Source organism: Curvivirga aplysinae (assembly GCF_009711445.1).
GTDB classification, from domain to species: Bacteria; Pseudomonadota; Alphaproteobacteria; order UBA8366; family Aestuariispiraceae; genus Curvivirga; species Curvivirga aplysinae.
Genome location: NZ_SMMC01000180.1, coordinates 1 through 22219, shown reverse-complemented (window position 1 = coordinate 22219; position 22219 = coordinate 1). Strand labels below are relative to the sequence as shown.

Genomic DNA, 22219 nt, shown 5'->3' with positions numbered 1-22219 from the left:
TTTGATTGGCCTAACTTCTATAGAGACTCGTAAAAAAAGAAAAGGCCGCGTCAAAGACGCAGCCTTCATCTTAGGAGTAACTCTGTTTATTTGTTAATTACTTCGTAGCAATTTTCACAGGAACAAAACGCATATCACCTTCATTCCAAACATGTAACAAAACAGTTTCACGACCATATTCTTCAGCTAGATCAATTTTCTCATCAAGATCCTTGATGGATTTGATTGGCCCTGTTGCATCAGCTACGATCACGACACCGGAACGTAAACCTTTCAATGCTGCATCAGACTCGGGTTTTACATCTTTAATTAAGATACCTTCCAAATCTTCTGGCACACCAAATTCAGCACGATTTTCCGGTGTTAAGGAAGATAAAGCCATACCTAGACGATCCTGATTAGGGCTTTCAGGCACATTCCCGTTGGAATTACTCAAGCTTGCCAACTGCGCTTCGTTACGCTCACCAAGTTCGATTTGTAAGGTTTCTTTCTTTCCACGACGCCATACAACAACGTCTACTTCTTTACCAACATCAGTTGAGGCAACGGCACGACGTAAACTTGTTGCATCTGGTACATCAACATCGTTGAATTCGATAATCACATCACCATTTTGCACGCCTGCATCAGACGCCGGGCTTCCATCAAATACAGAAGAAACCAAAGCACCACGTGTTTTACCAAGGCCCATGCCTTCTGCGATCTCCTCATCTACGGTTTGAATAGAAACACCTAACCATCCACGGCTAACCTTACCTTCATCTTGTAACTGCTGAACAATCTTTTTAGCTTGATTGGATGGGATAGAGAAACCTAGGCCAATAGAGCCACCAGTACGAGAATAAATTGCGGTATTAATACCAATCACATCGCCATCCATGTTAAATAGCGGCCCACCAGAATTACCTTGGTTAATTGGTGCGTCGGTTTGGATGTAATCAACAAAAGACTGACTATCGATGTCACGGCTACGTGCAGAGATAATACCTGCGGTTACTGTACCACCTAATCCCCATGGATTACCTATCGCAACTACCCAGTCACCAATACGGGCAACATCTGAATCGCCAAATTTCACAGCAGGCAAGTCACGATCAACTTTAATCTTTAATACTGCTAAATCCGCACCGGGATCGGCACCAAGAACCTCGGCACGATGCTCTTCACGCTCACCGTTAAAGATGACATATACTTCATCCGCACCATCAATTACATGGTGGTTTGTAACCACAATACCATCGGAATCAATAATGAAACCCGAACCTGCGGATTGACGCGGGCGTGCTTGTGGGGCTTCACCACCACGATTTTGGAATTGCTCAAGAAACTCATTAAAGGGTGAACCTGGCGGAAATGGACTTTGGAAACCACCTTGTGCTTGTCCATCTTCTGCAGATACAGATGTTTGAACTGCTTTAATATTTACAACAGATGGCAATAAACGTTCTGCGAGGTCAGCAAATCCATCTGGTGCACCACGTGCATGAGCCATATTGCTAGCAACCAAAGCAACGGTAAACAAAGTCGTAAAAATCGCCATCACCATACCACGTGGTAAAGCCATGATTGCATTTCCTTTTATGCTTCCAGATTGGTCAACCTGTCCTTGTTGGTCCAATACTTGATGAAGTTTCATGATTTCTTTCACTCCTAAATCAGCTTTTGTTATCTTTATACGGTCAAGCCTACCATTAAGATGTAGGGGGGTTTGCAAAAGACTTCAACCGCAACCTTGGCCCTCCGGGCCAGAATGACATAAAAGTGAATAATTCCACCCATTTCAGGGCAAAATTAAGGCATTTCAGCCTTAATTAAATGTTTTTCGCGTAAAGTGATGGATAAATCACAAAAGTGGCAAAAGGAGAAATCCCCCTTTGCCACAACAATGTTATTTTAAATTAACCAAGATATCTTCCATTTTCTTAGCTTTACCACCAGCCATTAAAGACACAATATTGTCGCCGTCTACATCAAGTGTAACTGTAATAAGACTTGGAGAGGCAGGTTTCATATATGCCCCCTGTTCAATCAACATCTTATCTTTTCTAATATTCAACTTGTCATGTAAAACGCACGCCAATGGCCCTGCAGCCATACCGGTCGCGGCCTCTTCGGGAATAGCAAATCGTGGTGCAAACATACGCGTAGTCGCATCTCGATCAGAACCCACAGTTGTTTGAGTGAACACATAATAGCCGATCAAATCTAATTCTTCAGATATGTCACCTATCAAATCCTGTCTTGGTTCAATAGCCTCAAGGATAGAAGTATCCTTAACACCAACAACAACAAAATTGTTTCCAGTATTCACCAATAAAGGCTCAAAGCATAGGTCGTCTTTACTCAGGCCAAGAGAGGCTAACACTCTATCCTTTAAATGTGTAATATCCGTATATGTAGGCGCAAGCTGTTCCATATACACAACGCTATCCTTGATTAAAATTTTTCGGCTTCCATCAATTGTTTCTTTGGAAGCCAAACCGTCTCCTATCAACTTTTGATCTAGTAAATGATTGAAGGTTGCAATTGTTGCATGACCACAATGGGCAATCTGTCGCGATGGAGTAAAAAATTCTAACTTAAATGTATCTGTATCTGAATTACTCACAAAGGCCGTTTCAGATAAGGCAGCTTTTGCTGCAATTTCCTGTTTCTCAGACTGGCTGAATTGATCCGCCTGCAATACGATGCCTGCAGGGTTCCCACCTTTTTCCTTATCCACGAATGCATTTACAATACTTACTTCAACTTGCATGATTTTATCCTTTCAAATTTGATTTGAGAGGAGCCTAACAAGTTAGAGTATACTCTAAGTCAACAGGTTAATTTAATGGGTGGTCGATTTTTTTAAAGAAGCGAGTTTTCGTTCTGTCACATCCAGATAATGTTCAATATCGGCTTGTTGTTTATGCAGCTTCACAAGATGTGCTTCTAACATTTCACGCATGTTATTCGCATCACCTGTTTTAAAAGCGGCCACATATGTTTTAATTTTTTCTAACGGCATACCGGATTTTTTAAGGCATACAACCCAATTGATTAAATCCAATTCAAAGGCACCATAATTACGATGCCCACTTGCATCTTTAGTGGCAGTATCTATCAAACCTATTTTTTCATAGTAGCGTAAAGTATGCGTAGATACGCCCGTTTCTTTTGCCAGTTCACCAATCTTCATCTCTTATCCCCGAATGAACCATACGATAGCACATCCAATAAAAGCCGCGATCAATCCACCTTTACGAATGTTACTTGCAGGCATGGACATAATTTGCACCATCATATTTTTCATTTGTTGTGGAAACAGTGCATAGATGGCGCCTTCTAATACAAACACCAAACCGGCAGCTGTCGCCAGCGCTATCCAAAAATCATTATTATCCATTCTTACGAAGAACCTTATCTTAAAAGAAATATTGCTAATACTTATACCAAAAGTACCAAAATAAAAAAGGCAGCCCAAAGACTGCCTTTCTCACTTATTTAAAAGCTCAATGAATTATTGAGTACCTTTACCGGTTTCATCTCCGAAGAAACGGAAGAAGTCACCTGTTGGCGGGCCAACATAGGTTGTGCTCTCTGAACCCAAGCCTTTTTGCATCGCCTGCATAGAACGCCAGAAGTCAAAGAAGTCTGCATCACGGCCATAAGCGTCGTTATAAATGCCTTGTGCTTTCGCATCCCCTTCACCACGAAGGATTTCAGCATTCTTGCGCGCTTCCGCCAAAATCACACGTTGTTCTTTATCAGCTTCCGCACGAATACGGCGGGACTCTTTATCACCTTCCGCACGGAACTTACGTGCTTCTTGCTCACGTTGCGTTTGCATACGACGATAAATCGCTTGAGAGTTCTCTTCAGGTAAATCAATACGACGGATACGTACATCTACAACCTGAATACCGAACTTTCTTGCTTCAATTTCTACTCTGTCCGTAAATCCGCGCATTAAATCCGCACGTTTTGGTGTCATAACAACTTCCAAAGGTACTTCGCCCAAAACGTCACGCAAGGAACGAGAAATCACTGAATCCAAACGGGCACGCAACGCAAATTCATTGTTAACCGCCTGGAAGAATTGAAGCGGGTCTGTAATACGATAACGGGCATAGGCATCAACCAATACCTGTTTCTGATCAGATGTAGGAATCTCCTGTACATTCGCATCATAATCTAAAACGCGATTATCAAAGAAACGAACATTCTGAACAAATGGAATTTTGAAATTCAGACCTGCTTCGTCAATAACGCGAACAGGATTACCAAATTGCATCACCAAAGCCTTTTCAGTTTCACGTACAGTGAACGCGGTGGACATAATACCGATCAAAATCGCGATAACGAGAATGATCAATACAATAGGACTTTTCTTCATCATCATTCCCCTTAGTTAGATTTCTTTAATTCATTCAATGGAAGATAGGGAAGTACGCCTGAGCCATTTTCACCTTCTTCGATCAACACTTTATCCATGCCACCAAGAACTTCTTCCATGGTTTGAAGATAAATACGACGTTTGGTAATTTCTTCCGAACCTTTATATTCTTCATAGACCTGAAGGAAACGGGATGCATCACCAGTTGCCGCTGCAATTTTTTCTTCACGATAAGCTTCAGCCGCACGTGTAACTTGCTCTGCTTGACCAAGGGCTTTTTCTGTCACCTCATTCTTATAAGCTGTCGCTTCGTTAATTGCGCGTTCTTTATCCGCACTTGCCGCCTGTACATCACGGAAAGCATCAATGACCTGTGCAGGTGGATCTGCCTTCTTAATATTTACGGATTGAATCGCAATACCAGCACCATAACTATCCAAGATTTCTTGTAATAAATCTTTGGTATCAGCTGCGATTTGCGCACGACCACCTGTACGAATGGATTTAAATTCAGATTTACCGATGACTTCGCGCATCGCTGCTTCCGCAGCACTTTTGACAGACTGTTCCGGATTTCTTACGTTAAACAGGAATTTGCCAGCATCCGCAATTAGCCACTGAACCACGAATTGAACATCAACAATGTTCTCATCACCGGTCAGCATTAAACTTTCATTCGTCAAATCACGAGAAATATTTGAACGTGAATTGGAAGATGTACGAAAACCGATTTCAACCTGATTGACAGTTGTAATCTTTGGCTTCAACACTTCACCGATTGGTGCAGGGTAGTTATAATTCAAACCAGAACCTGTTGTTTGGGACAATTTACCAAATACAAGTTCGACACCTTGTTCATCCGGTTCAACGGTATAAAAACCGGTTCCAAACCAAATAGCCACGGCCAAAGCCACGATCAGGAAAACACCTTTACCACCAAGTCCACCTGGCATCATTTCTTTCAGCTTTTCCTGTCCTTCACGAACCATACGTTCCATGTCTTGTGGATTTGGGCCTTGACCACGTGGGCCGCCACCGCGAGGACCACCCCCGCCACTGCCCCAAGGGCTGCCGCCATTTCCACCGCCGCGATTACCGCCACCGGTACCACCGCCGCCCCATGGGCCGCCGTTTCCGGAATTCATTTGCAAAGGCATATTTACTATCCCTATTTCATCGTCCAAATTATATTCGTCTATATCTGCCTGATATATAAACCAAGCCTTTAAAGGGCATACCCCAAGCAGACAACAAAGGCAACGGTTCCTGCGATTTATTCGCAAGAAAAACGACCTAAGTTATGACTTCTGGCTTGCAACGCCCGATATCTTTCATATATGTCACAAATCCAAGAATTCCAGAGGCTATGTAAAAGAACTGATAAAGAATCACTTAAAAAAGCCTTCAAACAAATCGAGATGGAGAAAAAAATGGCTCAAGTCACAGAAGATCAGGTTCTGTCAGCCCTATCCCGCTTACAACTTCCAAATGGCAAATCCGTTGTTGAAATGAATATGATCACCGGATTAGTGGTAAAGGATAATATGGTTCAATTCTCTCTCGATATCGGCAATCCTGAAAATGCCGATAAATTTGAACCCATGCGCAAAGCTGCCGAAGACTTGATCAAGAACGATGTTAAGGGCGTTCTTGCCGTGACTGCTATCCTGACGGCAGAAAAACCACAAGAAAAAGCCCAGCAAAAACCGGATGCCCAGGAGAAAAATGCAGGTGCGTTTAAAATCACCCATATCGTTGCGGTTGCCAGTGGTAAAGGCGGTGTCGGCAAATCCACAACTGCTATCAATCTCGCACTCGCGCTCAAGAAACTCGGCTTAAACGTCGGGATGCTGGATGCAGATGTTTTTGGCCCCAGCCAGCCACGCATGTTGGGCGTGTCCGGTAAACCGGAAACCTCGGCAGATGGCAAGATGCTTGATCCTAAAGAAGGCTATGGACTGAAAGTCATGTCTATGGGTTTCTTGGTGGATGAAGATCAACCTGTTGTTTGGCGCGGCCCCATGGTTATGGGTGCTCTGCAACAAATGTTAAATGATGTGAATTGGGGCGCCTTAGATGTGTTAATCGTTGATATGCCACCAGGTACAGGTGATGCACAATTGACCATGGCACAAAATGTCCCATTAGCAGGTTCTGTCATTATTTCTACGCCTCAAGACATCGCGCTTATTGATGCCCGCAAAGGCTTAAATATGTTCCGTAAAACCGATGTACCTGTCTTAGGCATTATTGAAAATATGAGTTATTTCCTATGTCCAAGTTGCGGTGATCGCAGCGATATCTTTGGTCACGGTGGTGCAAGAGATGAAGCAGAAAAACTTGGCATTCCTTTCCTTGGTGAAATTCCGCTTCATATGGATATCCGTGAAACATCTGATAATGGTAATCCAATTGTGGAAAGCGACCCAAATTCCGCACATGCGAAAATTTACAATGACATTGCCAGTCAATTATGGGCGAGCCTAAGTGGAGAACCACAAAATACTGGACCCAAAATTACGATCAGCTAAACTATTGCATATGTTGAGACCTGAAGCTTCAGGAGAATGATAAGAATGCTATTTAGCTATTTTTTTAGCTTAAAGAATATCATGGCAACAATCCTAATAGGGTTGTTGCCATTTTTATTTGCCACAAATGTTCAAGCACAAAGCTTGATTACAAAAGAAGATCGCAAATTTACCCGCCATGCAGCACATATTATCAACAATTGGCAGGCAACTAAAGGACAGGAAAAATGGATTAATGATCCACGCCTTGCCCATCTTGCCCAACAAATCGCTTCGCGCTTCATGCAAACTGGCAACTTAAACTATCCAGATAACTGGTTGAGAGAATCCCTTGCCAAGGTAAGTTTTAATGCGGGCACCGTTGCCGTCAGAGTATTCGCAAATGAACGTAGTAAGGAAAGTTTTGCTAAAAACTTATTAAATACTGCTAATGGTCGACATTTGATTGGGAACAATACTTTTACACATATGGGAATTGCCTATATTGGCCCAGCCTTTAAAAAACGTCGCGGCGATATACAAAATGTACGTATTATTCTTGCCGCTCAAGAAACAAGACAGTTAAGATCGGACTGGAAAACAGGCCTTCTAGAAGCAGTCAACAGATTCCGGCAACAATATGGATTATCCCCATTAGTCATGAATAATCGGCTACATCAAGCAGCTCAATATCATGCGGATGATATGGCAACATATGATTATTTTGATCATATAAGTTTACGTGGAAAAGATCCTGGTTTTCGGGCCAATCAAATGGGGTATGAATACGAAAAAATTTATGAAAACCTAGCTGCAGGCCAAACCACCCCTGAAGAAGTTGTCGAAGCTTGGAAAAAATCTAAAGACGGGCATCGCGAAGCCATGTTGGTCCCAGATTTAACAGAGGTTGGCTTTGGCTATCGCTTCCTCCCCAATGACAAAGGTCGAGTTATTGCCTATCACTATTGGGCAATGAGTATGGCACTTCCTTATTGAGTTCTTCTTGTGGCATGAAGGGTTCTAATTCAGGAATTTGCCTGAATGTAGCATCTAGTCGATGTATCCAAGTGTGTTTACTAGCATAAATCGGCATCGCTTTATCAATCATCGACTGTAATCGATTTGGATCATTCGCATATTCACATAGACGTTCAGCTTCTTTTTCTAAATCCCTATAATTAATGAAGAGGATATTTTCCTCATCGGTGAAACTTTCCTCAATATAACTCCCATGGTCAGTATAAGGTAAACAGCCATTAGCCAATGCAAACCATATCCGTTCATGGGCGCCTTCGGGAAATACCGTAACTGAGTTTATCAATATTCGAGTATTGCGGATAATTTCTAATACTTCCGCCCCCATTTTTTTTCCATGAAATACAAAATTCTCATTGTCTGTAACACCAGAAACATCACTACGAATTGGGCCAAAAAAATGGATAGGAAAATCCTTAAACGCTCTTAGCAAACTAAGGCGGTTTTGCATCTCTGCCCAACCTTCCATTTTAGATAATAAGGCTTTCAAAGTCGCTAAATCCAACATAGTCATAGGATGGAGCCCTGCCTTCGTAGCTTCTTGCTTGACTGCAACATATGCTGTTGTTTCACCAGCGAACACACGCTCAGAAGCATGCGCAACAATTTGTATCAACCTGGGATCACTTCCCTCCAGCAGCGTTTCGAACCGTCCTAAAGGCTCTGGCAACCTTACATGACCGATAAAAGAAAGCGGGTATTCCCTGTCTTCCATATGCTTGCCTGGGCGTAATTTTATTGGTCCTCCATGCGGCATAAAAATAGGATTAAGATCCAAATTCATATCGTCATAAAAGGCCTTGAAACTGCGATCGCTGTAAGTTGGGTAAGATCCTGCGGGCATCTGCTGAATGAAACTTAAAAAACCATAAGGTGCGTCCGAATAATAGGATAACCGCCTTTGTTCAATTTTAACTGGTGATTTTTCTAATGGGATCTTGCCATTTGTTATGAAAGAAAGTGTTCCTTTTCCCGCTTTTATTGCTTCATGCATCCGTGTCATGTAAGCCACATTCTTTGACATATCTTCTTCAAAGAAATGATCATGTGTAGTATTGGGGAAGAAATGACGTGTTGCCTTGACAATTTCCATATCTGAATACGGGATCAACGTATAGTTAAAATCTGTCGCACGACAAAGAAAGATATCCATATTTCACCCCTTAGCTTCTTATGCCCTCAACTTACACAGATTCTAGAATTGTTGAAAATAGAATCTCCATAAGTTCCTCCTTGTCTTTTTTGCTTTTTATACCTCTAATCCATCATATAAATCGGGTATATGGGGAGAGTAAAATGAATCCACTTTTAGAAAAATTACGTGCCGATCAAAACGCGTATGGTCTTTTCGTTGACATGAACAGTGCGTTGGTAACGCGAAGCCTTGCTAATATCGGGATGGATTTTGTTTTTATTGACCAACAACATGGCCTGATTGATAGTAACAATGTGGATCATATGATCACCCCACTCATTGGTACTGATTGTACGCCTATCGTGCGTGTCGCAACAAATGATGATGGTTTGATTATGGGTGCTTTGGACCGAGGTGCTCTTGGTGTGGTTTGTCCTTTGGTGAATTCAGCAGAAGAAGCAAAAAAATTTGTCCAAGCATTGCGTTATCCACCTGAAGGTGGACGTAGCTGGGGCCCAATGAAACCCGGACTTTATTATGGAAGTAATTACACCCAAAAGGCTAATGCCAACATTATGGCCATTGCTCAAATTGAGACAAAACAAGCGGTTGAAAATTTGGATGAAATCTTATCAACCGATGGTTTGGACGCAATCTTAGTTGGCCCAAATGACCTAGGCTTTACTTATGGAAACCACCCAATGTCGATGCCAGAAGATCAAGCTGTACGCGACGCCATAAAGCTTATCGCGGCTACTTGTTGCAAGAATAATGTTTATGCAGGTATTCATTGTGGAGATACCGCAATGGCTAAGGAAATGATTGAATGGGGATATCAATTCATGTCCATAGGCACTGATTTTGGCTATCTCACGGGATTTGCGCAGAATGTATTGGAAGAAATGAAAAGATAAATTTTCTACTTACCTTCATCTTCATCAAGCTGAATCGACAAGGAATTAATACAATATCGCATGCCTGTTGGGGCTGGCCCGTCTGGAAAAACATGCCCCAGATGGCTGTCGCATTTGGCACAAGTCACTTCCACCCGACGCATGCCAAAACTTAAATCTTCATGTTCATTGATTTTGCTTTTATCGATGCCCTCATAGAAACTCGGCCAGCCGCAGCCTGCATCAAATTTAGTTTCTGATCGAAAAAGTGATTCTCCACATGCACGACAGTTATAGGTTCCGTCTTTAAAGATATCCCAATATTCACCGGAAAAGGCGCGCTCTGTGCCTTTTTCACGACATACATGATATTCATCAGGAGTTAGTATTTCTTTCCATTCACGGTCAGATTTTTCAACCTTTTCAGACATCGCTCAACTCCTATCAAATTTACTTATTGTCAGACTGAATTTCTTTTACGCGCTTGACGCATTGATCCAGCATTTTATCTTTGAAACCCATCTTATCCATCGCCGCCACAGTTTCATAGAGATAATCTGAAGCATATCCCAATGCCCCTTGAGCATGGGCAAGGTCGTGACACTTTTCTTCAAAGCTTAAATCACCTGCATAGTTATCATAATCTTGATCCATGACAAATGCGACAGAAGGCACATCACCTTGGTCAGTTTTCAAACTGACCCATCGCGGATGATAAGCCCCACTTACCATTTCACGAGACCAGATAACATCCAGCTCTTCTTCTAATTTGGTCGGGTCCACTTTTAAGGCCTGACCACAACATGACCCACCAGCTTCAAGTCCTAAAACCAAGCCCGGTTGTTCCGGCGAACCACGCCCAATATAAGTTCTCAAACAAAAGGAACGGTGATACCCAAACAGGCGCCCATCAACACGATCCACCAGATGAAAAGCGGGATTCCATAGCAACGATCCATAGGCGAAAATCCAAACGCTGCCACATTCATTAGGATTAGTTGCAAGGATATGCCGCCAGCTGGCTTCGCGCTCTTCAGGTGTACAACGACGGATCAGACCAAGGCGTTCACCTTCTTCAGCCATTTGTTGAAAAAATCCATCTTTAATTGCATCTCTGCCAACACCGTTCACGATCCACCTATATTTTTTATATTTTCATATATAAAAAATAAGTAAGGATACCGGAAAATACAATCATCCTCTGCCATGTGGCACTAGAAAATCTAACTCCGGTCCTTTCGGTACAACCAGTGTTGGATTAATAGTATCATGGCTCCCATAATAATGATGCTTGATATGATGCATATTAACTGTCTCCGCTACGCCCGTGATCTGATACAGTTCTCGTGTATAATTCCATAAATTTTGATATTGCTGAATTTGGCGAATATTGCACTTAAAATGTCCCACATAAACAGGGTCAAACCGAACCAATGTTGTAAATAAACGCCAATCCGCTTCTGTAATTTGCCCCCCAACCAAATAACGGTTCTTAGATAAATGTTCCTCCAACCAGTCCAATCTATCAAATAAAACAGCGACGGCCTCTTCATAGGCTTCCTGCGTTGTCGCAAAACCTGCCTTATACACACCATTATTAACGTCACCATAAGTCTTGTCATTCATGTCATCAATTTCGGCACGTAAAGCTTCAGGATAATAATCACCTGATTTCGCGCCGACATCATCAAAGGCAGAGTTAAACATTCGGATAATTTCCGAAGACTCATTGGATACAATTGTCTGTTCCTTCTTATCCCACAGGACAGGTACGGTCACGCGCCCAGTATAATTCGGATCAGCCTTCGTATAGACTTGATGCATAAATTCAGCATGATGAATAGGATCAGCAATCACGCCCTTTCCCTCATGGAAAGTCCACCCTTGATCATGCATCCCCCAATGAACCACCGAAATGGGTATGATATCCTCAAGCCCTTTTAATTTTCGAAAAATTAGCGTTCTATGTGCCCATGGGCAGGCCAAAGAAACATAAAGATGATAGCGATCAGCCTCCGCTTTAAACCCATCTGTACCATCAGCCGTCACCCAATTTCGAAATGATGATTCTTTGCGTATAAATTTTCCGTCAGTCGACTTTGTATCATACCAAACATCTTGCCATTGGCCGTCCACTAACAATCCCATTTCATATCTCCATTCTCAACTTTCTGAATCATCTTCAAATATAGAAATACATATAAGTTAAGTTTATTAAACCAACAATATATGTTAAACCCTACTCATTGTTTCCAATTAAGGGGTAATCAGATGACAATACTTGATGGCATGTCCAGCTTTGTAGCAGTAGTTGAAAGCGGTAGCTTTACGAAAGCGGCTGATCAACTTGGACAAACAAAGTCAGCTGTCAGCAAACATGTCACCAAACTGGAAGAACGCCTTGGGGTGAAATTATTAAACCGCACCACACGGAAGCTCAGCTTAACGGATGCAGGTCAAAGTTATTTTGAAAAAGCCAGTGCAATTATTGAACAAGCAGAAGAAGCAGAAGCAGAGATTACGACTTTCCAAGCGGCCCCAAAAGGGCGGTTGCGCGTTACTGCACCCATTGCCTTTGGCAATATGGAACTTCGCCATATTCTGCCCAGTTTCATGGAAGCTTATCCTGATCTTGAGGTCGAGATGTATCTGACAGATCAAAAAATAGACCTTATGGAAAGTAATTTCGATTTAGCGATCCGAATCGGGACACTTAAAGATTCGAGTCTGATTGCCCGCAAACTTGGGACTACTTATGGGGTTATCATTGCAAGTCCGGAATACTGGAAGAAACATGGTCGCCCCAAAGTTCCGTCAGATCTTCTCAATCATAACTGCATGCGGTACAGCAACGCAGAAAACCCTGGATTATGGCGCTTCACCTCACCGGAGGGAAAGCAGGAAAACATCAAGGTTTCTGGAAAATTCCTCAGCAATAATGGGCGGATGGAAGTCCTCATGGCTGAAAAAGGCAACGGAGTTTGTCGCGTCCCATCCTTCCTTTGTGAAGATAAACTCGCATCAGGCACTGTAGAACCTGTACTTGAAGAATATGAAATGTCTGGTTTCGGCATTTATGCAGTATACATGCCTGCACGCTATACACCGACAAAAATCCGCGCCTTCATCGATCATATTGTTAAACATAGGACCAGTGAAAAGGGTAAAGGTGTCAGAAAATAGTCTTATGCAGTCTTTGGTGGTTGAAGGCGACGCGAAGTGATTGCCGCCACGGTCAACACCAAGCAAGCAAAGCCCATCATCCATAGTAAGGAAGACGGATGGATGTATTCCATTAGCCCTCCTGAAATAGGCCCCCCCGTAAATGTCCCTAACTCAAAAACAATAACAAATACCGCATTTGCCGCCGCCATTGTACCCCCTTTAAAGCGCTGACCAAGAACGGCTAACGCTAAGACATATACGCCCATCAACATACCACCAGCGACGAAGGTCAGAGACCAGAATGCGATCCCATTCACGGCACTTAGAGCAACACCAGCACAAGCCACTGCCCCAATCGCAGTTACAAGAATAAGAAGCTTCATACGGTTGATTTTATCTGCCAGATAGCCAATCGGAAATTGAAGGATAAAACTGCCCAGAAGAAAGGTTGATGACAGCATCAAAGCAGAACTTTCACTTAAGCCCACTTTCACCCCAAATAAGGACATCATATTCCAGGCCGCGCCATCCCCAAGCCCCGCCATCGCAGCACAGAGAATTAAGAAGGGCATAACTCTAACCATACTCAGAAGCTTCACTTTTTCTTCTGCTCTGAAATTCGGCTGCATTTTATAGCCAACCAACATGGGTAATGCACCAAGACCATATAGCGCAGCGATCACATAAAACGGCAAATCACCTTCCGTCCCCACATAATTCAAGACAAGAGGCCCCAGCGCGGTTGGCGCTGCAAAGCATCCAGCATAAATTGCCAGAATCCGCCCCCGTTGATGTTCGGGTGCTAAATGATTGACCCAAACCTCAAACCCAATCCACATAAAAGCAAAAGCACCACCAATGAAAAGACGGATCAAAAACCATCCAAACCAGGATTGAAACTCAATTAAAGCCAAAGAACCCACAACCATGATTGCCGAAGCAACCAACATGGTCGGCAACATATGAAATTTTCTAAATACCTTCACAACAATCAGGCACATAGAAAAAAGTGCAAGAGATTGCGCCATTCCGTTATAGCCAATCATGGCTTCGCCTAATCCCCAACGGTGCATGACCAAAGGTAAAAGTGGCAAGGACATCCCGAAAGCGACACCGCCTAGAAACATAGAAACTAATGCACCAGTAATTGCGATATATTCGTTTTTATAACTTAGCTTCACATCAATAGATCCGCTCATCGTGTATACTTTCTATAAAAAGCTATCGACAAACCGCATAACCTTGCATTCCACGTGGATTAGCTGCAGCTTTAATTACGCCATCACACCAACTAGCCCCAGATAATCGGCCTTCCGACCAATCATCCCCCACTACTATGTCATGTCCAAGCTCACGTAACTCTTCAATGACTTTGGCGTCAAAACGTCCTTCCATGACCAAACGCCCACGCTGTGCATGACGCGGGTAGAAGCTACTTGGGAAATGTTCACTATGGAAACTTGGGCAATCAATAGCTTCCTGCAAGTTCATCCCATGATGAATATGGCGTAAAATCATAATCAATTGCCATTGATCTTGTTGATCCCCGCCCGGCGTACCATATGCCAGATACGGCTTACCATCTTTTAAAGCCATACTTGGCGTTAAGGTTGTACGAGGGCGTTTCTTTGGTGCAATCACACTCGGAGACGCTTCATTCATCCACATCATTTGAGTACGTGTACCAAGACAGAACCCCAGCTCAGGAATAGCAGGTGAGGATTGCAACCATCCACCACTCGGTGTGGCAGACACCATATTCCCCCATTTATCGATCACATCTAGATGGCAGGTATCGCCTTTATGTAATTTTGCCGTGGTCGGTTCCCCACCACCAAACCCAACAAGACCATTATCTTCGGGGACGCGATCCAGCGCGGCTTCATAATCAAATTGGAAACCATAACCTTCAATAAGGCCCGGACGGAAATCTAAGGAAGCTGTACCACCCATCAACTGGCGACGGCTGGAAATATATTCTTCCGAAAACAATGTCTCCATGGGGACATCCACATAATCAGGATCACCATAAAAAGCCTCACGATCTGCATAGGCTAATTTCATAGCTTCAATCACGGTATGCACAAATTTGGAGCCGACCGGATCCATATCCGCAAGCCCTGCATCCTTCAGTAAGGAAAGTGCTTGTAATTGAACCGGCCCCTGACTCCATGGGCCGCATTTCAGAATTGTATGCCCATGATAGTCCATGCTGACAGGTTCATCATAGCTAGCACGCCAGTTTTTCATGTCACTTGCCACTAGCAATCCGTTATTCTTTTTACCTGTTTGATCGTAATGAGGTTCACCTTGACTGAACTCGACGATTGCCTCTGCAATAAAACCTTCCGCCCAAATATCACGGGCCGCATCAATCTGTTCTATACGACCTGAAGAAACAGCTTCCGCTTCCTCAATAACGCGCCGCCAAGTTTTCGCCAATTGTGGATTAGTATAAAAATCCCCCGCCTTAGGCCCCTTACCATCTTTTAAATAAATTGCCGCAGTGGACGGCCAATGTTTATCAATCATTTCGGCAGCAGCACCAATGATACCCGCTGGTGACGCTGTAATAGGGCAGCCTGTTTCCGCATATTCAATGGTAGGATCCAACACTTCACGCAAGGACATTTTACCATAGTCACGTAACATCAACATCCATGCATCGAATGCACCGGGCACACAGGCTGCCAACAAGCCTGTCCCCGGAATAACTTCAATGCCAAGCGCTTGATATTTTTCACGTGTTGCCGCGGCCGGGGTTGGACCTTGCCCACAAATGACCCGTGCCCGTTTTTCTTCCGTTGAATAAATAATTAACGGTACATCGCCTGCTGGACCATTCATATGTGGCTCACAAAGTTGCAGCATAAAACCACCTGCAACAGCACCATCAAAGGCATTTCCGCCACGTTCCAAAATTGACATAGAGACCTGACTTGCCAACCAATGTGTCGAAGCTGCAGCCCCAAATGTACCGACCAATTCCGGACGTGTCGTAAACATCATATCACCCCATTTATTTAAATATTTGTTCAATAGAAAAATCAACTTGGCGCAACTTCTTATTTGGTGCAAGTCCCAATTAAGATCTTTATTTCACAACTTAATTTCCAACTATTTTGCCCTGCCCCCTTCCCTAAGGCACAGAAGCCTGTATGCTTTGGCTAGTTAAAAATCATCAACCCCAAAGAAAATAATATGATCCCCTCGGCTGCATCGCAGGCAAAAGCACCTGCCCATAACGAGTCCAATACAGTAAAAGGTATCTATCTTGTTACTATATCTACTCTGCTATTCTCCTTAATGGATGGATTAATTAAGTGGACGGGTGAAAGCTATCCGGTCATGCAATTACTATTTTTCAGAACTGTTTTTGCCATGATACCGATCAGCATAACCCTCTGGAAAGCTGGTGGTCTTAAACTGCTGAAAACAGAGCAACCTTTTATACATTTCTTACGTGGGACAGTCGGAATGTGTGCGATGTTCTTCGTTTTCACATCCTTCATTAAGTTGCCCATGGCGGAAGTGGTTAGTATTACTTTTGCAGCGCCGATTATTGTCTCAATTATGGCTGCTATTTTCCTGAAAGAACGTGTCGGAATCCATCGAGGCCTAGCTATCCTTGCAGGCTTTATCGGCGTCCTGATTATTATCCAGCCCGGGCCCGGCATATTGTCATCCGACACAATTTATCCCATCATGGCAGCGATCTTGATGGCCACGGCGATGCTCATCCTGCGCATTTTAGGAAAAAAAGATCATGGGTCCGTCATTGCCTTTTACTTCACTCTTTATGGCATAATTGTCTCGTCTATTGGGATTTCAGTCCAAGGTTGGATCATGCCTAGCGGTATTGATTGGATATTGCTTATTTCTATTGGTGTCTTAGGTGGGCTAGCCCAATATTTTGCAACTAGATCATTTGCGGTTGCCGAAGTGGCCGTTGTTTCCCCATTTAAATATACAGCCCTTATCTGGGCGGCTACAATGGCTTATTTAATTTGGGGTGAAGTACCAGGTTGGGAAGTATGGGCGGGCGCCTCGGTCATCGTCGCGAGTAGCCTTTATATCTTACATCGTGAGCTTTATTGGGCCAAACGTGATATAGATGAAACAAGTCAGCGCCAAAGCATTCGTCAGCGCTTGATTGCATTTCTTGCGAGGAACTAAGCGATTATTTTTTGATTTTATGCAGAACGGCGACGGCGGCGAGGTTTCAAGTCAGACTCGCTTACTTTACCTCTGGCCATACGGCGCTTTTTCAACTCTTGTAAAACAAGTAACCGATCATCATTGGAACTTTTACGCCAATTGCGAATTTCGTCACGTGTGCGTAAACAACCGCCACAAAGCTGGCTGCCATCTTCGATCTTGCAAACACCCGTACATGGAGACGGTATTTCCGGTAAGTTGCTCATTACAATCCATCCAGTTATTTTCTTATACATATAGGAAGTAGTTTGTCTAAATCGCTTTTGCAAGTTAGATTTCCGACCAGAGTTGACGCATATGCGCCGAATACTCAATTTTTTTTAAATTCTATATTTCGAGTAATTTCGAAATATATATTGACTCGCAATCGCTATTTCGACATTACTAGAAATAACAAAGGAACATGACATGCAAGAAACTGAACAAATTGCAGAATGTCTAGATGCATTGGGAAACCCGACACGCCTTGATCTTTTTAGATTACTCGTTCGGGCAGGTGGTGAAGGTCGCACAGTTGGGCAGATTCAAGAAGCCCTTGCTATTCCGGCCTCAACACTTTCCCATCATTTGAAACTTCTGGAACTTGTTGGTCTAGTGTCTCGTGGGAAACAAGGTACGACCCATATGGTAAGTGCGAATATCCCAAAAATGGATGAACTTGTCCTGTTCCTGACCAAGGAATGTTGTGCTGATCGACCCGAAAGTGATCATAAGAGTCATTGGCATAAGGATTAAATACCCCAGTCAGATCACCTAAGGATCGGGGATGATTGTGGAAAAGAAAAATGGCTAATAGTTGTTGCGCGCCAGACTCTGCAGGCACCCCTGTTGAACCAAAACACGAAAACCCATTCGTTAAGAAATTAAAAGATATGGATCGTGTTGTAATAGCCTTTATCCTGACTTGGATAGCCATTGCGGTTGCGGCACCTGATCAATCATGGTCCAGCATTGAATTTGTCGGCAAAAGCCTTTGGGAGATTGCCCCGTATCTTGCCATATCAGTTGCCTTTGCTGCTTATATCAAAGCGACGGGTGCGGATAGCTTAATTGGCAATGCATTTCGTGCAAATGCGGGTAAAGCTGTGATGGTTGCTGCCATTGTGGGGGCCTTTTCTCCATTTTGTAGTTGTGGTGTAGTGCCACTTATTGCTGCCCTGCTTGCTTCCGGTGTTCCTATCGCACCTGTCATGGCTTTTTGGTTGGCCTCGCCTGTCATTGATCCGGAAATGATGCTGGTTACGGCGGGTATATTGGGCCCTGAATTTGCCGCTGCCAAAACCGTTGCGGCGGTATCTCTTGGCCTAATGGGGGGATATAGCACCGCGCTTATCCAAAAACTCGGCGGTTTTTCCGATCCATTACTGATAGAGGTAAATGCCGGTTGTGGAGCTGGCGCCATTACACGGACAGAAAAACCAGTTTGGGCATTCTGGAAAGAAGACAAACGACGTAATGACTTTTTTGCAGAAGGCAAAAGCACCAGTTGGTTCTTGTTCAAATGGCTGTCCATCGCCTTCATGTTAGAAGGTATTATGATTGCCAATGTGCCAATGGATATCATTGGTGAATGGCTAGCAAATACAGGCTCTTATGCTATTCCTATGGCAGCTATTATTGGTGCACCAGCTTATCTAAATGGTTATGCTGCTATCCCGTTAGCAGACACATTAATGCAGTTAGGCCTTCAACCCGGTGCCGCATTGGCCTTTATGGTTGCGGGTGGGGCAACATGCATCCCAGCCGCGGTTGCGGTAAAAGCCCTCACCAAAACACCCTTATTCCTGACCTTTATTGCCATTGCGTTATTTGGATCGATGGTCATCGGATACGGATTTAACATTTGGCTGTCTTTCGGCTTTATCTAGGAAATAAGTTAACATAAAAACTATGACACCCTACTGACAAAATGCTGTCAGTAGGGTGTTGTTATATAGACCTCATTAAATAATTTGAGGAAAATATAATGACAGATAAAGTATTTGAAATCGTACGTTTTAAACTGGCTGAAGGCGTTCAAGAAAATGATTTCATCAAAACAACAGAGGCCGTTACCACTTATTTAAAAAACTGCAAAGGTTTTATCACAAGATACCTTTCAAAATCTGAAGACAATATATGGCTGGAATATATTGAATGGGACAATATGGAAAATGCAAAAGCAGCGTCCAAAGATTTTATGCAACAAGAAAGCATTCAACCCTATCTTCAGTCTCTGGACGCTGACTCTGTCCATATGTCCCATCAAAATCTACTTTTAAAAGTAGGCTAATCAATCTTCTGCATTCACAAGGGATAAAGCTTGTTTTGCATCTCGCAAAACATGCTTTCCCTTGACTTCAGATGCAAAAAATCTGTTCAACGCAGCGAGCCCTTCTTCTGTCCATTCCGCATTAGGTTGAACAGACATTTCTTCTTCAAATGCCGACAATGTTTTTAATAAATGACAGGAGATAATATAGTTAAACAATCCATGATCATGTAAGGCTTCGAATTTCTCACTAAAGAAAACTGGTGGGTTCAATACCTGCCATTTCTTCACGTCCTGATTCGCATCTACATAAGATTTGTTGCGCCCAACGAAACTTGCCATCTGTAATAAGCCTTGCGCCCAATATTCAGGATATTCACTACAAATCTTTCGAACCGCATTGGCAAAGGTAATACCATGCGTGAAATCCAACCAATTAATATTATGCGCTACAGGTAAATCATGGCGATGACCATATGATGTATCAAAACGGGTCATGTTCCAGCAAATCGCTTTCATCAATGCGTTAAAAACAGGTGTTGGGTCCGCAAAAGACAGGTCTAAACATTTTTTATAAGCGGCATTATTCGACAGACCAATAAAGTCGTTGATTTGCGCAACGTCTTGCCCCTCACCTTTCTGCCATTGCGTCAAGGTTGGATGATATTGCTTAAACTCCGGAATATCATCTTCACGCCAGCTGTAAACAAGCTCACGCACAAAACATAAAGTCACTTCACGCTCAACATCTATACCAAATCTATCTATCAAGGCTTTCGTTTTTTCCAGATAGATCGCAGAGTGACCAAAGGAGCGGTAATGGGCAAATGTAGCTTGTACCAAATATGGTTCCAGTTTTGCAAAATTCCAACCTGCCTCAAAGGCTGCATTCACTTGTGCAATTGCAATCTCTTCCTTTTCGTTTTCAATAGCGTCTAGCAACATTTTAACATCAAAAGAAGAAGCCGCCTTGGCATAAGGGAATTTTTCCTCACGCATGGTGTCCCATGCAAAATGACCGACAGCTTCCATAATTGCGGCCAAGGCATATTCTGTGCGACCCGCAGCAAGATGACGGTCATACTGACTTAACCAGTCAACAGCAGATGGATACGCATGGGTCATGCCATATTCATTATGTTCAAATGTCCAAAGGATGGCATGTTTGACCGCTAAATCCATGCCGGCGCCCGCTTTATCCAAACGCGCAATTTCCCGCCCCATACGGTCATATTCATGGCGCGCAAAAGTAGATTTCAAATTGTCCAACGCCTTTTCGATCTGCATCGCAGGGTCAGGCGGCGTAATATCAACAACAATATCATTCCCGTTTACCGCAGCCGGATAGACACGTAGCTCATCTCCCTCATATAGATTTTCACCATCTTCTAGATCAAACTTCCAGTTATGCCAGCTGCAGGTTAGTACACAGCTATTATTCGCGCCTTTATCACAATTCGGATCAGTATCCACCTGCCCTTCGATCAATGGATAACCTTCATGAGGACATCGATTGTTACAGGCATAAATTTTCTCACCGCGCAGGAATAAAGCAATTTGCTTCCCTTGTTGCTTCACTAAAAGGCGGCCCTTTTCTTGAAGTTTGGTATATCCATTCTCAATACTGATTGTCATTGTATCTACCATTTTGGGCTCCTCACAAATCTATCCAAAAATAATCTTTTCTTTATTAAATCAAAGCAGAAAGAAACTTACTCAACATCGACAAGACGATCCAAACAACCATCAAAACAAGATAACATGAGAAGAATTTAGAATGTGAAAAAACAGCTATTTTCCCTAAACCCAACAAGTCTTTTGAGAGGTCACGACCTAACCGCCAAGATTGCAAATCAGCTTGATAAACTTCAAAATTTTCAACTTTTGTCCTGACGATATGCTTTGCCATTTTGAACCTCTTCTGTTGCTCCTTCAAATTCATCAAATTATTAAGTAAAGTTTTTTCTTTATAAAGTCATAACATAGAAAATTTGCTTTATGCAAGAAAAAGCTTTAGAAAGTATATATGAGTAAATTATCCACCTCCCAAAAAGCCCAGCGCAGCAAAAGAAGAATTCAGGACATTCTTAAACAGAATGGTCCACAGGATGCTGCATATCTAGCCACCGAACTTGGTGTCACCGCGATGGCTGTACGCCAGCATCTATATGATTTATCTAATGAAAAACTGGTTACCTACGAAGAAGTGCCTAGACCCAAAGGGCGCCCTGCCAAATTATGGCGCCTGACCGAGGAAGCCAATCGTCTATTCCCTGATGCCCATGCAGACCTATCCCTCAGTCTGCTCGATAATATGAAAGCGATTTTTGGGGAAGAAGGCTTAAATCAAATCATTGCCAAACGTAGCGAAGAGCAGTTTGAAAGCTATCAAAAAGGCATGGAAGGTATCACATCACTTGGGAAACGATTAGATGTCTTTGCCAAACTTCGCAGTGAAGAAGGCTATATGGCTACCATCCGTCAGGATGAAGAAAGTAATGATTATTTTTTCGTCGAAAACCACTGCCCCATCTGCGCTGCAGCCTCGCAATGCAGTAATCTTTGTGCAAATGAATTCGATGTTATTCAGAAATTATTCCCCAACTGTGATATCAGCCGTGAAGAACATATATTAGA

24 protein-coding genes are annotated in these 22219 nt (G+C 43.1%); 9 read left to right on the top strand and 15 right to left on the bottom strand.

The window, feature by feature from the left end:
- Nucleotides 1–97 precede the first annotated feature (97 nt).
- The 6 genes from E1160_RS09435 to hflK form a co-directional block, all read right to left on the bottom strand.
- Nucleotides 98–1636, bottom strand: coding sequence for a Do family serine endopeptidase (locus tag E1160_RS09435; RefSeq protein ID WP_155154903.1), 1539 nt, complete (start codon nt 1634–1636; stop codon nt 98–100).
- A 252-nt stretch (nt 1637–1888) separates the two neighbouring features.
- Nucleotides 1889–2755, bottom strand: a complete 867-nt coding sequence (locus E1160_RS09430) for a PhzF family phenazine biosynthesis protein (protein ID WP_155154902.1) — start codon at nt 2753–2755, stop codon at nt 1889–1891.
- 72 nt (nt 2756–2827) lie between these two features.
- Nucleotides 2828–3178, bottom strand: coding sequence for a MerR family transcriptional regulator (locus E1160_RS09425; protein ID WP_155154901.1), 351 nt, complete (start codon nt 3176–3178; stop codon nt 2828–2830).
- A gap of 3 nt (nt 3179–3181) precedes the next feature.
- Complete coding sequence (locus tag E1160_RS09420; RefSeq protein ID WP_155154900.1) at nt 3182–3385, bottom strand: DUF2065 domain-containing protein; 204 nt, start codon at nt 3383–3385, stop codon at nt 3182–3184.
- A gap of 114 nt (nt 3386–3499) precedes the next feature.
- The gene (gene hflC / locus E1160_RS09415) at nt 3500–4375 is read right to left on the bottom strand and encodes a protease modulator HflC (protein ID WP_155154899.1); all 876 of its coding nucleotides are present in this window, start codon (nt 4373–4375) and stop codon (nt 3500–3502) included.
- Between the two features lie 11 nt (nt 4376–4386).
- Entirely contained in the window at nt 4387–5532 is a 1146-nt protein-coding gene (gene hflK, locus E1160_RS09410) for an FtsH protease activity modulator HflK (RefSeq protein WP_155154898.1), read from the bottom strand.
- Between the two features lie 273 nt (nt 5533–5805).
- Here hflK and E1160_RS09405 point away from each other — a divergent pair, with 273 nt between their 5' ends.
- Complete coding sequence (locus E1160_RS09405) at nt 5806–6906, top strand: Mrp/NBP35 family ATP-binding protein (RefSeq protein ID WP_155154897.1); 1101 nt, start codon at nt 5806–5808, stop codon at nt 6904–6906.
- 81 nt (nt 6907–6987) lie between these two features.
- On the top strand, nt 6988–7881 hold the full coding sequence (locus E1160_RS09400) for a CAP domain-containing protein (RefSeq protein ID WP_218048817.1): 894 nt from the start codon (nt 6988–6990) through the stop codon (nt 7879–7881).
- Here E1160_RS09400 and E1160_RS09395 read toward each other — a convergent pair.
- Nucleotides 7835–9073, bottom strand: a complete 1239-nt coding sequence (locus E1160_RS09395; RefSeq protein ID WP_155154895.1) for a glycosyltransferase — start codon at nt 9071–9073, stop codon at nt 7835–7837. The two genes, E1160_RS09400 and E1160_RS09395, sit on opposite strands and share 47 nt — an antisense overlap.
- Nucleotides 9074–9216: 143 nt before the next feature.
- Here E1160_RS09395 and E1160_RS09390 point away from each other — a divergent pair, with 143 nt between their 5' ends.
- Complete coding sequence (locus E1160_RS09390; protein WP_218048816.1) at nt 9217–9969, top strand: HpcH/HpaI aldolase family protein; 753 nt, start codon at nt 9217–9219, stop codon at nt 9967–9969.
- A gap of 5 nt (nt 9970–9974) precedes the next feature.
- Here E1160_RS09390 and msrB read toward each other — a convergent pair whose 3' ends face one another.
- The 3 genes from msrB to E1160_RS09375 all read right to left on the bottom strand — a co-directional run bounded on the left by msrB (nt 9975) and on the right by E1160_RS09375 (nt 12096).
- Nucleotides 9975–10379: a peptide-methionine (R)-S-oxide reductase MsrB gene (gene msrB / locus E1160_RS09385; RefSeq protein WP_155154893.1), complete on the bottom strand. Its 405-nt coding sequence runs from the start codon at nt 10377–10379 to the stop codon at nt 9975–9977.
- 19 nt (nt 10380–10398) lie between these two features.
- On the bottom strand, nt 10399–11079 hold the full coding sequence (locus E1160_RS09380) for a gamma-glutamylcyclotransferase (protein WP_155154892.1): 681 nt from the start codon (nt 11077–11079) through the stop codon (nt 10399–10401).
- A gap of 63 nt (nt 11080–11142) precedes the next feature.
- Entirely contained in the window at nt 11143–12096 is a 954-nt protein-coding gene (locus E1160_RS09375; RefSeq protein WP_155154891.1) for a glutathione S-transferase family protein, read from the bottom strand.
- 123 nt (nt 12097–12219) lie between these two features.
- On the opposite strand from E1160_RS09375, the gene E1160_RS09370 reads away from it, so the two are divergent.
- Entirely contained in the window at nt 12220–13131 is a 912-nt protein-coding gene (locus tag E1160_RS09370) for a LysR family transcriptional regulator (RefSeq protein ID WP_218048815.1), read from the top strand.
- A gap of 2 nt (nt 13132–13133) precedes the next feature.
- Here the strand turns inward: E1160_RS09370 and E1160_RS09365 are convergent, their stop codons facing one another.
- Complete coding sequence (locus E1160_RS09365; RefSeq protein ID WP_155154889.1) at nt 13134–14312, bottom strand: MFS transporter; 1179 nt, start codon at nt 14310–14312, stop codon at nt 13134–13136.
- A gap of 22 nt (nt 14313–14334) precedes the next feature.
- Entirely contained in the window at nt 14335–16122 is a 1788-nt protein-coding gene (locus tag E1160_RS09360; RefSeq protein WP_328597144.1) for a gamma-glutamyltransferase family protein, read from the bottom strand.
- Nucleotides 16123–16314: 192 nt separating this feature from the next.
- Here E1160_RS09360 and E1160_RS09355 point away from each other — a divergent pair, with 192 nt between their 5' ends.
- Nucleotides 16315–17289 (top strand): DMT family transporter, encoded by a 975-nt coding sequence (locus E1160_RS09355; protein ID WP_155154888.1) that lies wholly within the window; start codon nt 16315–16317, stop codon nt 17287–17289.
- Between the two features lie 17 nt (nt 17290–17306).
- Here the strand turns inward: E1160_RS09355 and E1160_RS09350 are convergent, their stop codons facing one another.
- On the bottom strand, nt 17307–17537 hold the full coding sequence (locus E1160_RS09350; protein WP_155154887.1) for a DUF1289 domain-containing protein: 231 nt from the start codon (nt 17535–17537) through the stop codon (nt 17307–17309).
- Nucleotides 17538–17739: 202 nt separating this feature from the next.
- Here E1160_RS09350 and E1160_RS09345 point away from each other — a divergent pair, with 202 nt between their 5' ends.
- The 3 genes from E1160_RS09345 to E1160_RS09335 all read left to right on the top strand — a co-directional run bounded on the left by E1160_RS09345 (nt 17740) and on the right by E1160_RS09335 (nt 19603).
- Nucleotides 17740–18066, top strand: a complete 327-nt coding sequence (locus E1160_RS09345) for an ArsR/SmtB family transcription factor (protein WP_155154886.1) — start codon at nt 17740–17742, stop codon at nt 18064–18066.
- A 50-nt stretch (nt 18067–18116) separates the two neighbouring features.
- Nucleotides 18117–19199, top strand: a complete 1083-nt coding sequence (locus tag E1160_RS09340) for a permease (RefSeq protein ID WP_235914093.1) — start codon at nt 18117–18119, stop codon at nt 19197–19199.
- Between the two features lie 98 nt (nt 19200–19297).
- Nucleotides 19298–19603, top strand: a complete 306-nt coding sequence (locus tag E1160_RS09335; RefSeq protein WP_155154885.1) for an antibiotic biosynthesis monooxygenase family protein — start codon at nt 19298–19300, stop codon at nt 19601–19603.
- Here E1160_RS09335 and E1160_RS09330 read toward each other — a convergent pair whose 3' ends face one another.
- Both E1160_RS09330 and E1160_RS09325 read right to left on the bottom strand, forming a co-directional pair.
- On the bottom strand, nt 19604–21229 hold the full coding sequence (locus E1160_RS09330; RefSeq protein ID WP_155154884.1) for a Rieske (2Fe-2S) protein: 1626 nt from the start codon (nt 21227–21229) through the stop codon (nt 19604–19606). It lies immediately after the preceding gene.
- A 43-nt stretch (nt 21230–21272) separates the two neighbouring features.
- Nucleotides 21273–21491, bottom strand: coding sequence for a hypothetical protein (locus tag E1160_RS09325; RefSeq protein ID WP_155154883.1), 219 nt, complete (start codon nt 21489–21491; stop codon nt 21273–21275).
- Between the two features lie 117 nt (nt 21492–21608).
- Between E1160_RS09325 and E1160_RS09320 the strand changes: the two genes are divergently transcribed.
- Nucleotides 21609–22219 (top strand): helix-turn-helix transcriptional regulator (locus E1160_RS09320; protein ID WP_155154882.1); only part of this gene is annotated, 611 nt, incomplete at its 3' end.

Bases quoted from the DNA above. Each gene is read 5' to 3' on its own strand.
- E1160_RS09340 (WP_235914093.1), top strand. From the start codon at position 18,117: ATGGCTAATAGTTGTTGCGCGCCAGACTCTGCAGGCACCCCTGTTGAA.
- hflK (WP_155154898.1), bottom strand. From the start codon at position 5,532: ATGCCTTTGCAAATGAATTCCGGAAACGGCGGCCCATGGGGCGGCGGT.
- E1160_RS09365 (WP_155154889.1), bottom strand. From the start codon at position 14,312: ATGAGCGGATCTATTGATGTGAAGCTAAGTTATAAAAACGAATATATC.
- E1160_RS09325 (WP_155154883.1), bottom strand. From the start codon at position 21,491: ATGGCAAAGCATATCGTCAGGACAAAAGTTGAAAATTTTGAAGTTTAT.
- msrB (WP_155154893.1), bottom strand. From the start codon at position 10,379: ATGTCTGAAAAGGTTGAAAAATCTGACCGTGAATGGAAAGAAATACTA.
- E1160_RS09395 (WP_155154895.1), bottom strand. From the start codon at position 9,073: ATGGATATCTTTCTTTGTCGTGCGACAGATTTTAACTATACGTTGATC.
- E1160_RS09360 (WP_328597144.1), bottom strand. From the start codon at position 16,122: ATGATGTTTACGACACGTCCGGAATTGGTCGGTACATTTGGGGCTGCA.
- E1160_RS09425 (WP_155154901.1), bottom strand. From the start codon at position 3,178: ATGAAGATTGGTGAACTGGCAAAAGAAACGGGCGTATCTACGCATACT.
- E1160_RS09375 (WP_155154891.1), bottom strand. From the start codon at position 12,096: ATGGGATTGTTAGTGGACGGCCAATGGCAAGATGTTTGGTATGATACA.
- E1160_RS09330 (WP_155154884.1), bottom strand. From the start codon at position 21,229: ATGGTAGATACAATGACAATCAGTATTGAGAATGGATATACCAAACTT.
- E1160_RS09350 (WP_155154887.1), bottom strand. From the start codon at position 17,537: ATGAGCAACTTACCGGAAATACCGTCTCCATGTACGGGTGTTTGCAAG.
- E1160_RS09355 (WP_155154888.1), top strand. From the start codon at position 16,315: ATGATCCCCTCGGCTGCATCGCAGGCAAAAGCACCTGCCCATAACGAG.
- hflC (WP_155154899.1), bottom strand. From the start codon at position 4,375: ATGAAGAAAAGTCCTATTGTATTGATCATTCTCGTTATCGCGATTTTG.
- E1160_RS09435 (WP_155154903.1), bottom strand. From the start codon at position 1,636: ATGAAACTTCATCAAGTATTGGACCAACAAGGACAGGTTGACCAATCT.
- E1160_RS09405 (WP_155154897.1), top strand. From the start codon at position 5,806: ATGGCTCAAGTCACAGAAGATCAGGTTCTGTCAGCCCTATCCCGCTTA.
- E1160_RS09430 (WP_155154902.1), bottom strand. From the start codon at position 2,755: ATGCAAGTTGAAGTAAGTATTGTAAATGCATTCGTGGATAAGGAAAAA.
- E1160_RS09370 (WP_218048815.1), top strand. From the start codon at position 12,220: ATGACAATACTTGATGGCATGTCCAGCTTTGTAGCAGTAGTTGAAAGC.
- E1160_RS09420 (WP_155154900.1), bottom strand. From the start codon at position 3,385: ATGGATAATAATGATTTTTGGATAGCGCTGGCGACAGCTGCCGGTTTG.
- E1160_RS09400 (WP_218048817.1), top strand. From the start codon at position 6,988: ATGGCAACAATCCTAATAGGGTTGTTGCCATTTTTATTTGCCACAAAT.
- E1160_RS09345 (WP_155154886.1), top strand. From the start codon at position 17,740: ATGCAAGAAACTGAACAAATTGCAGAATGTCTAGATGCATTGGGAAAC.
- E1160_RS09390 (WP_218048816.1), top strand. From the start codon at position 9,217: ATGAATCCACTTTTAGAAAAATTACGTGCCGATCAAAACGCGTATGGT.
- E1160_RS09335 (WP_155154885.1), top strand. From the start codon at position 19,298: ATGACAGATAAAGTATTTGAAATCGTACGTTTTAAACTGGCTGAAGGC.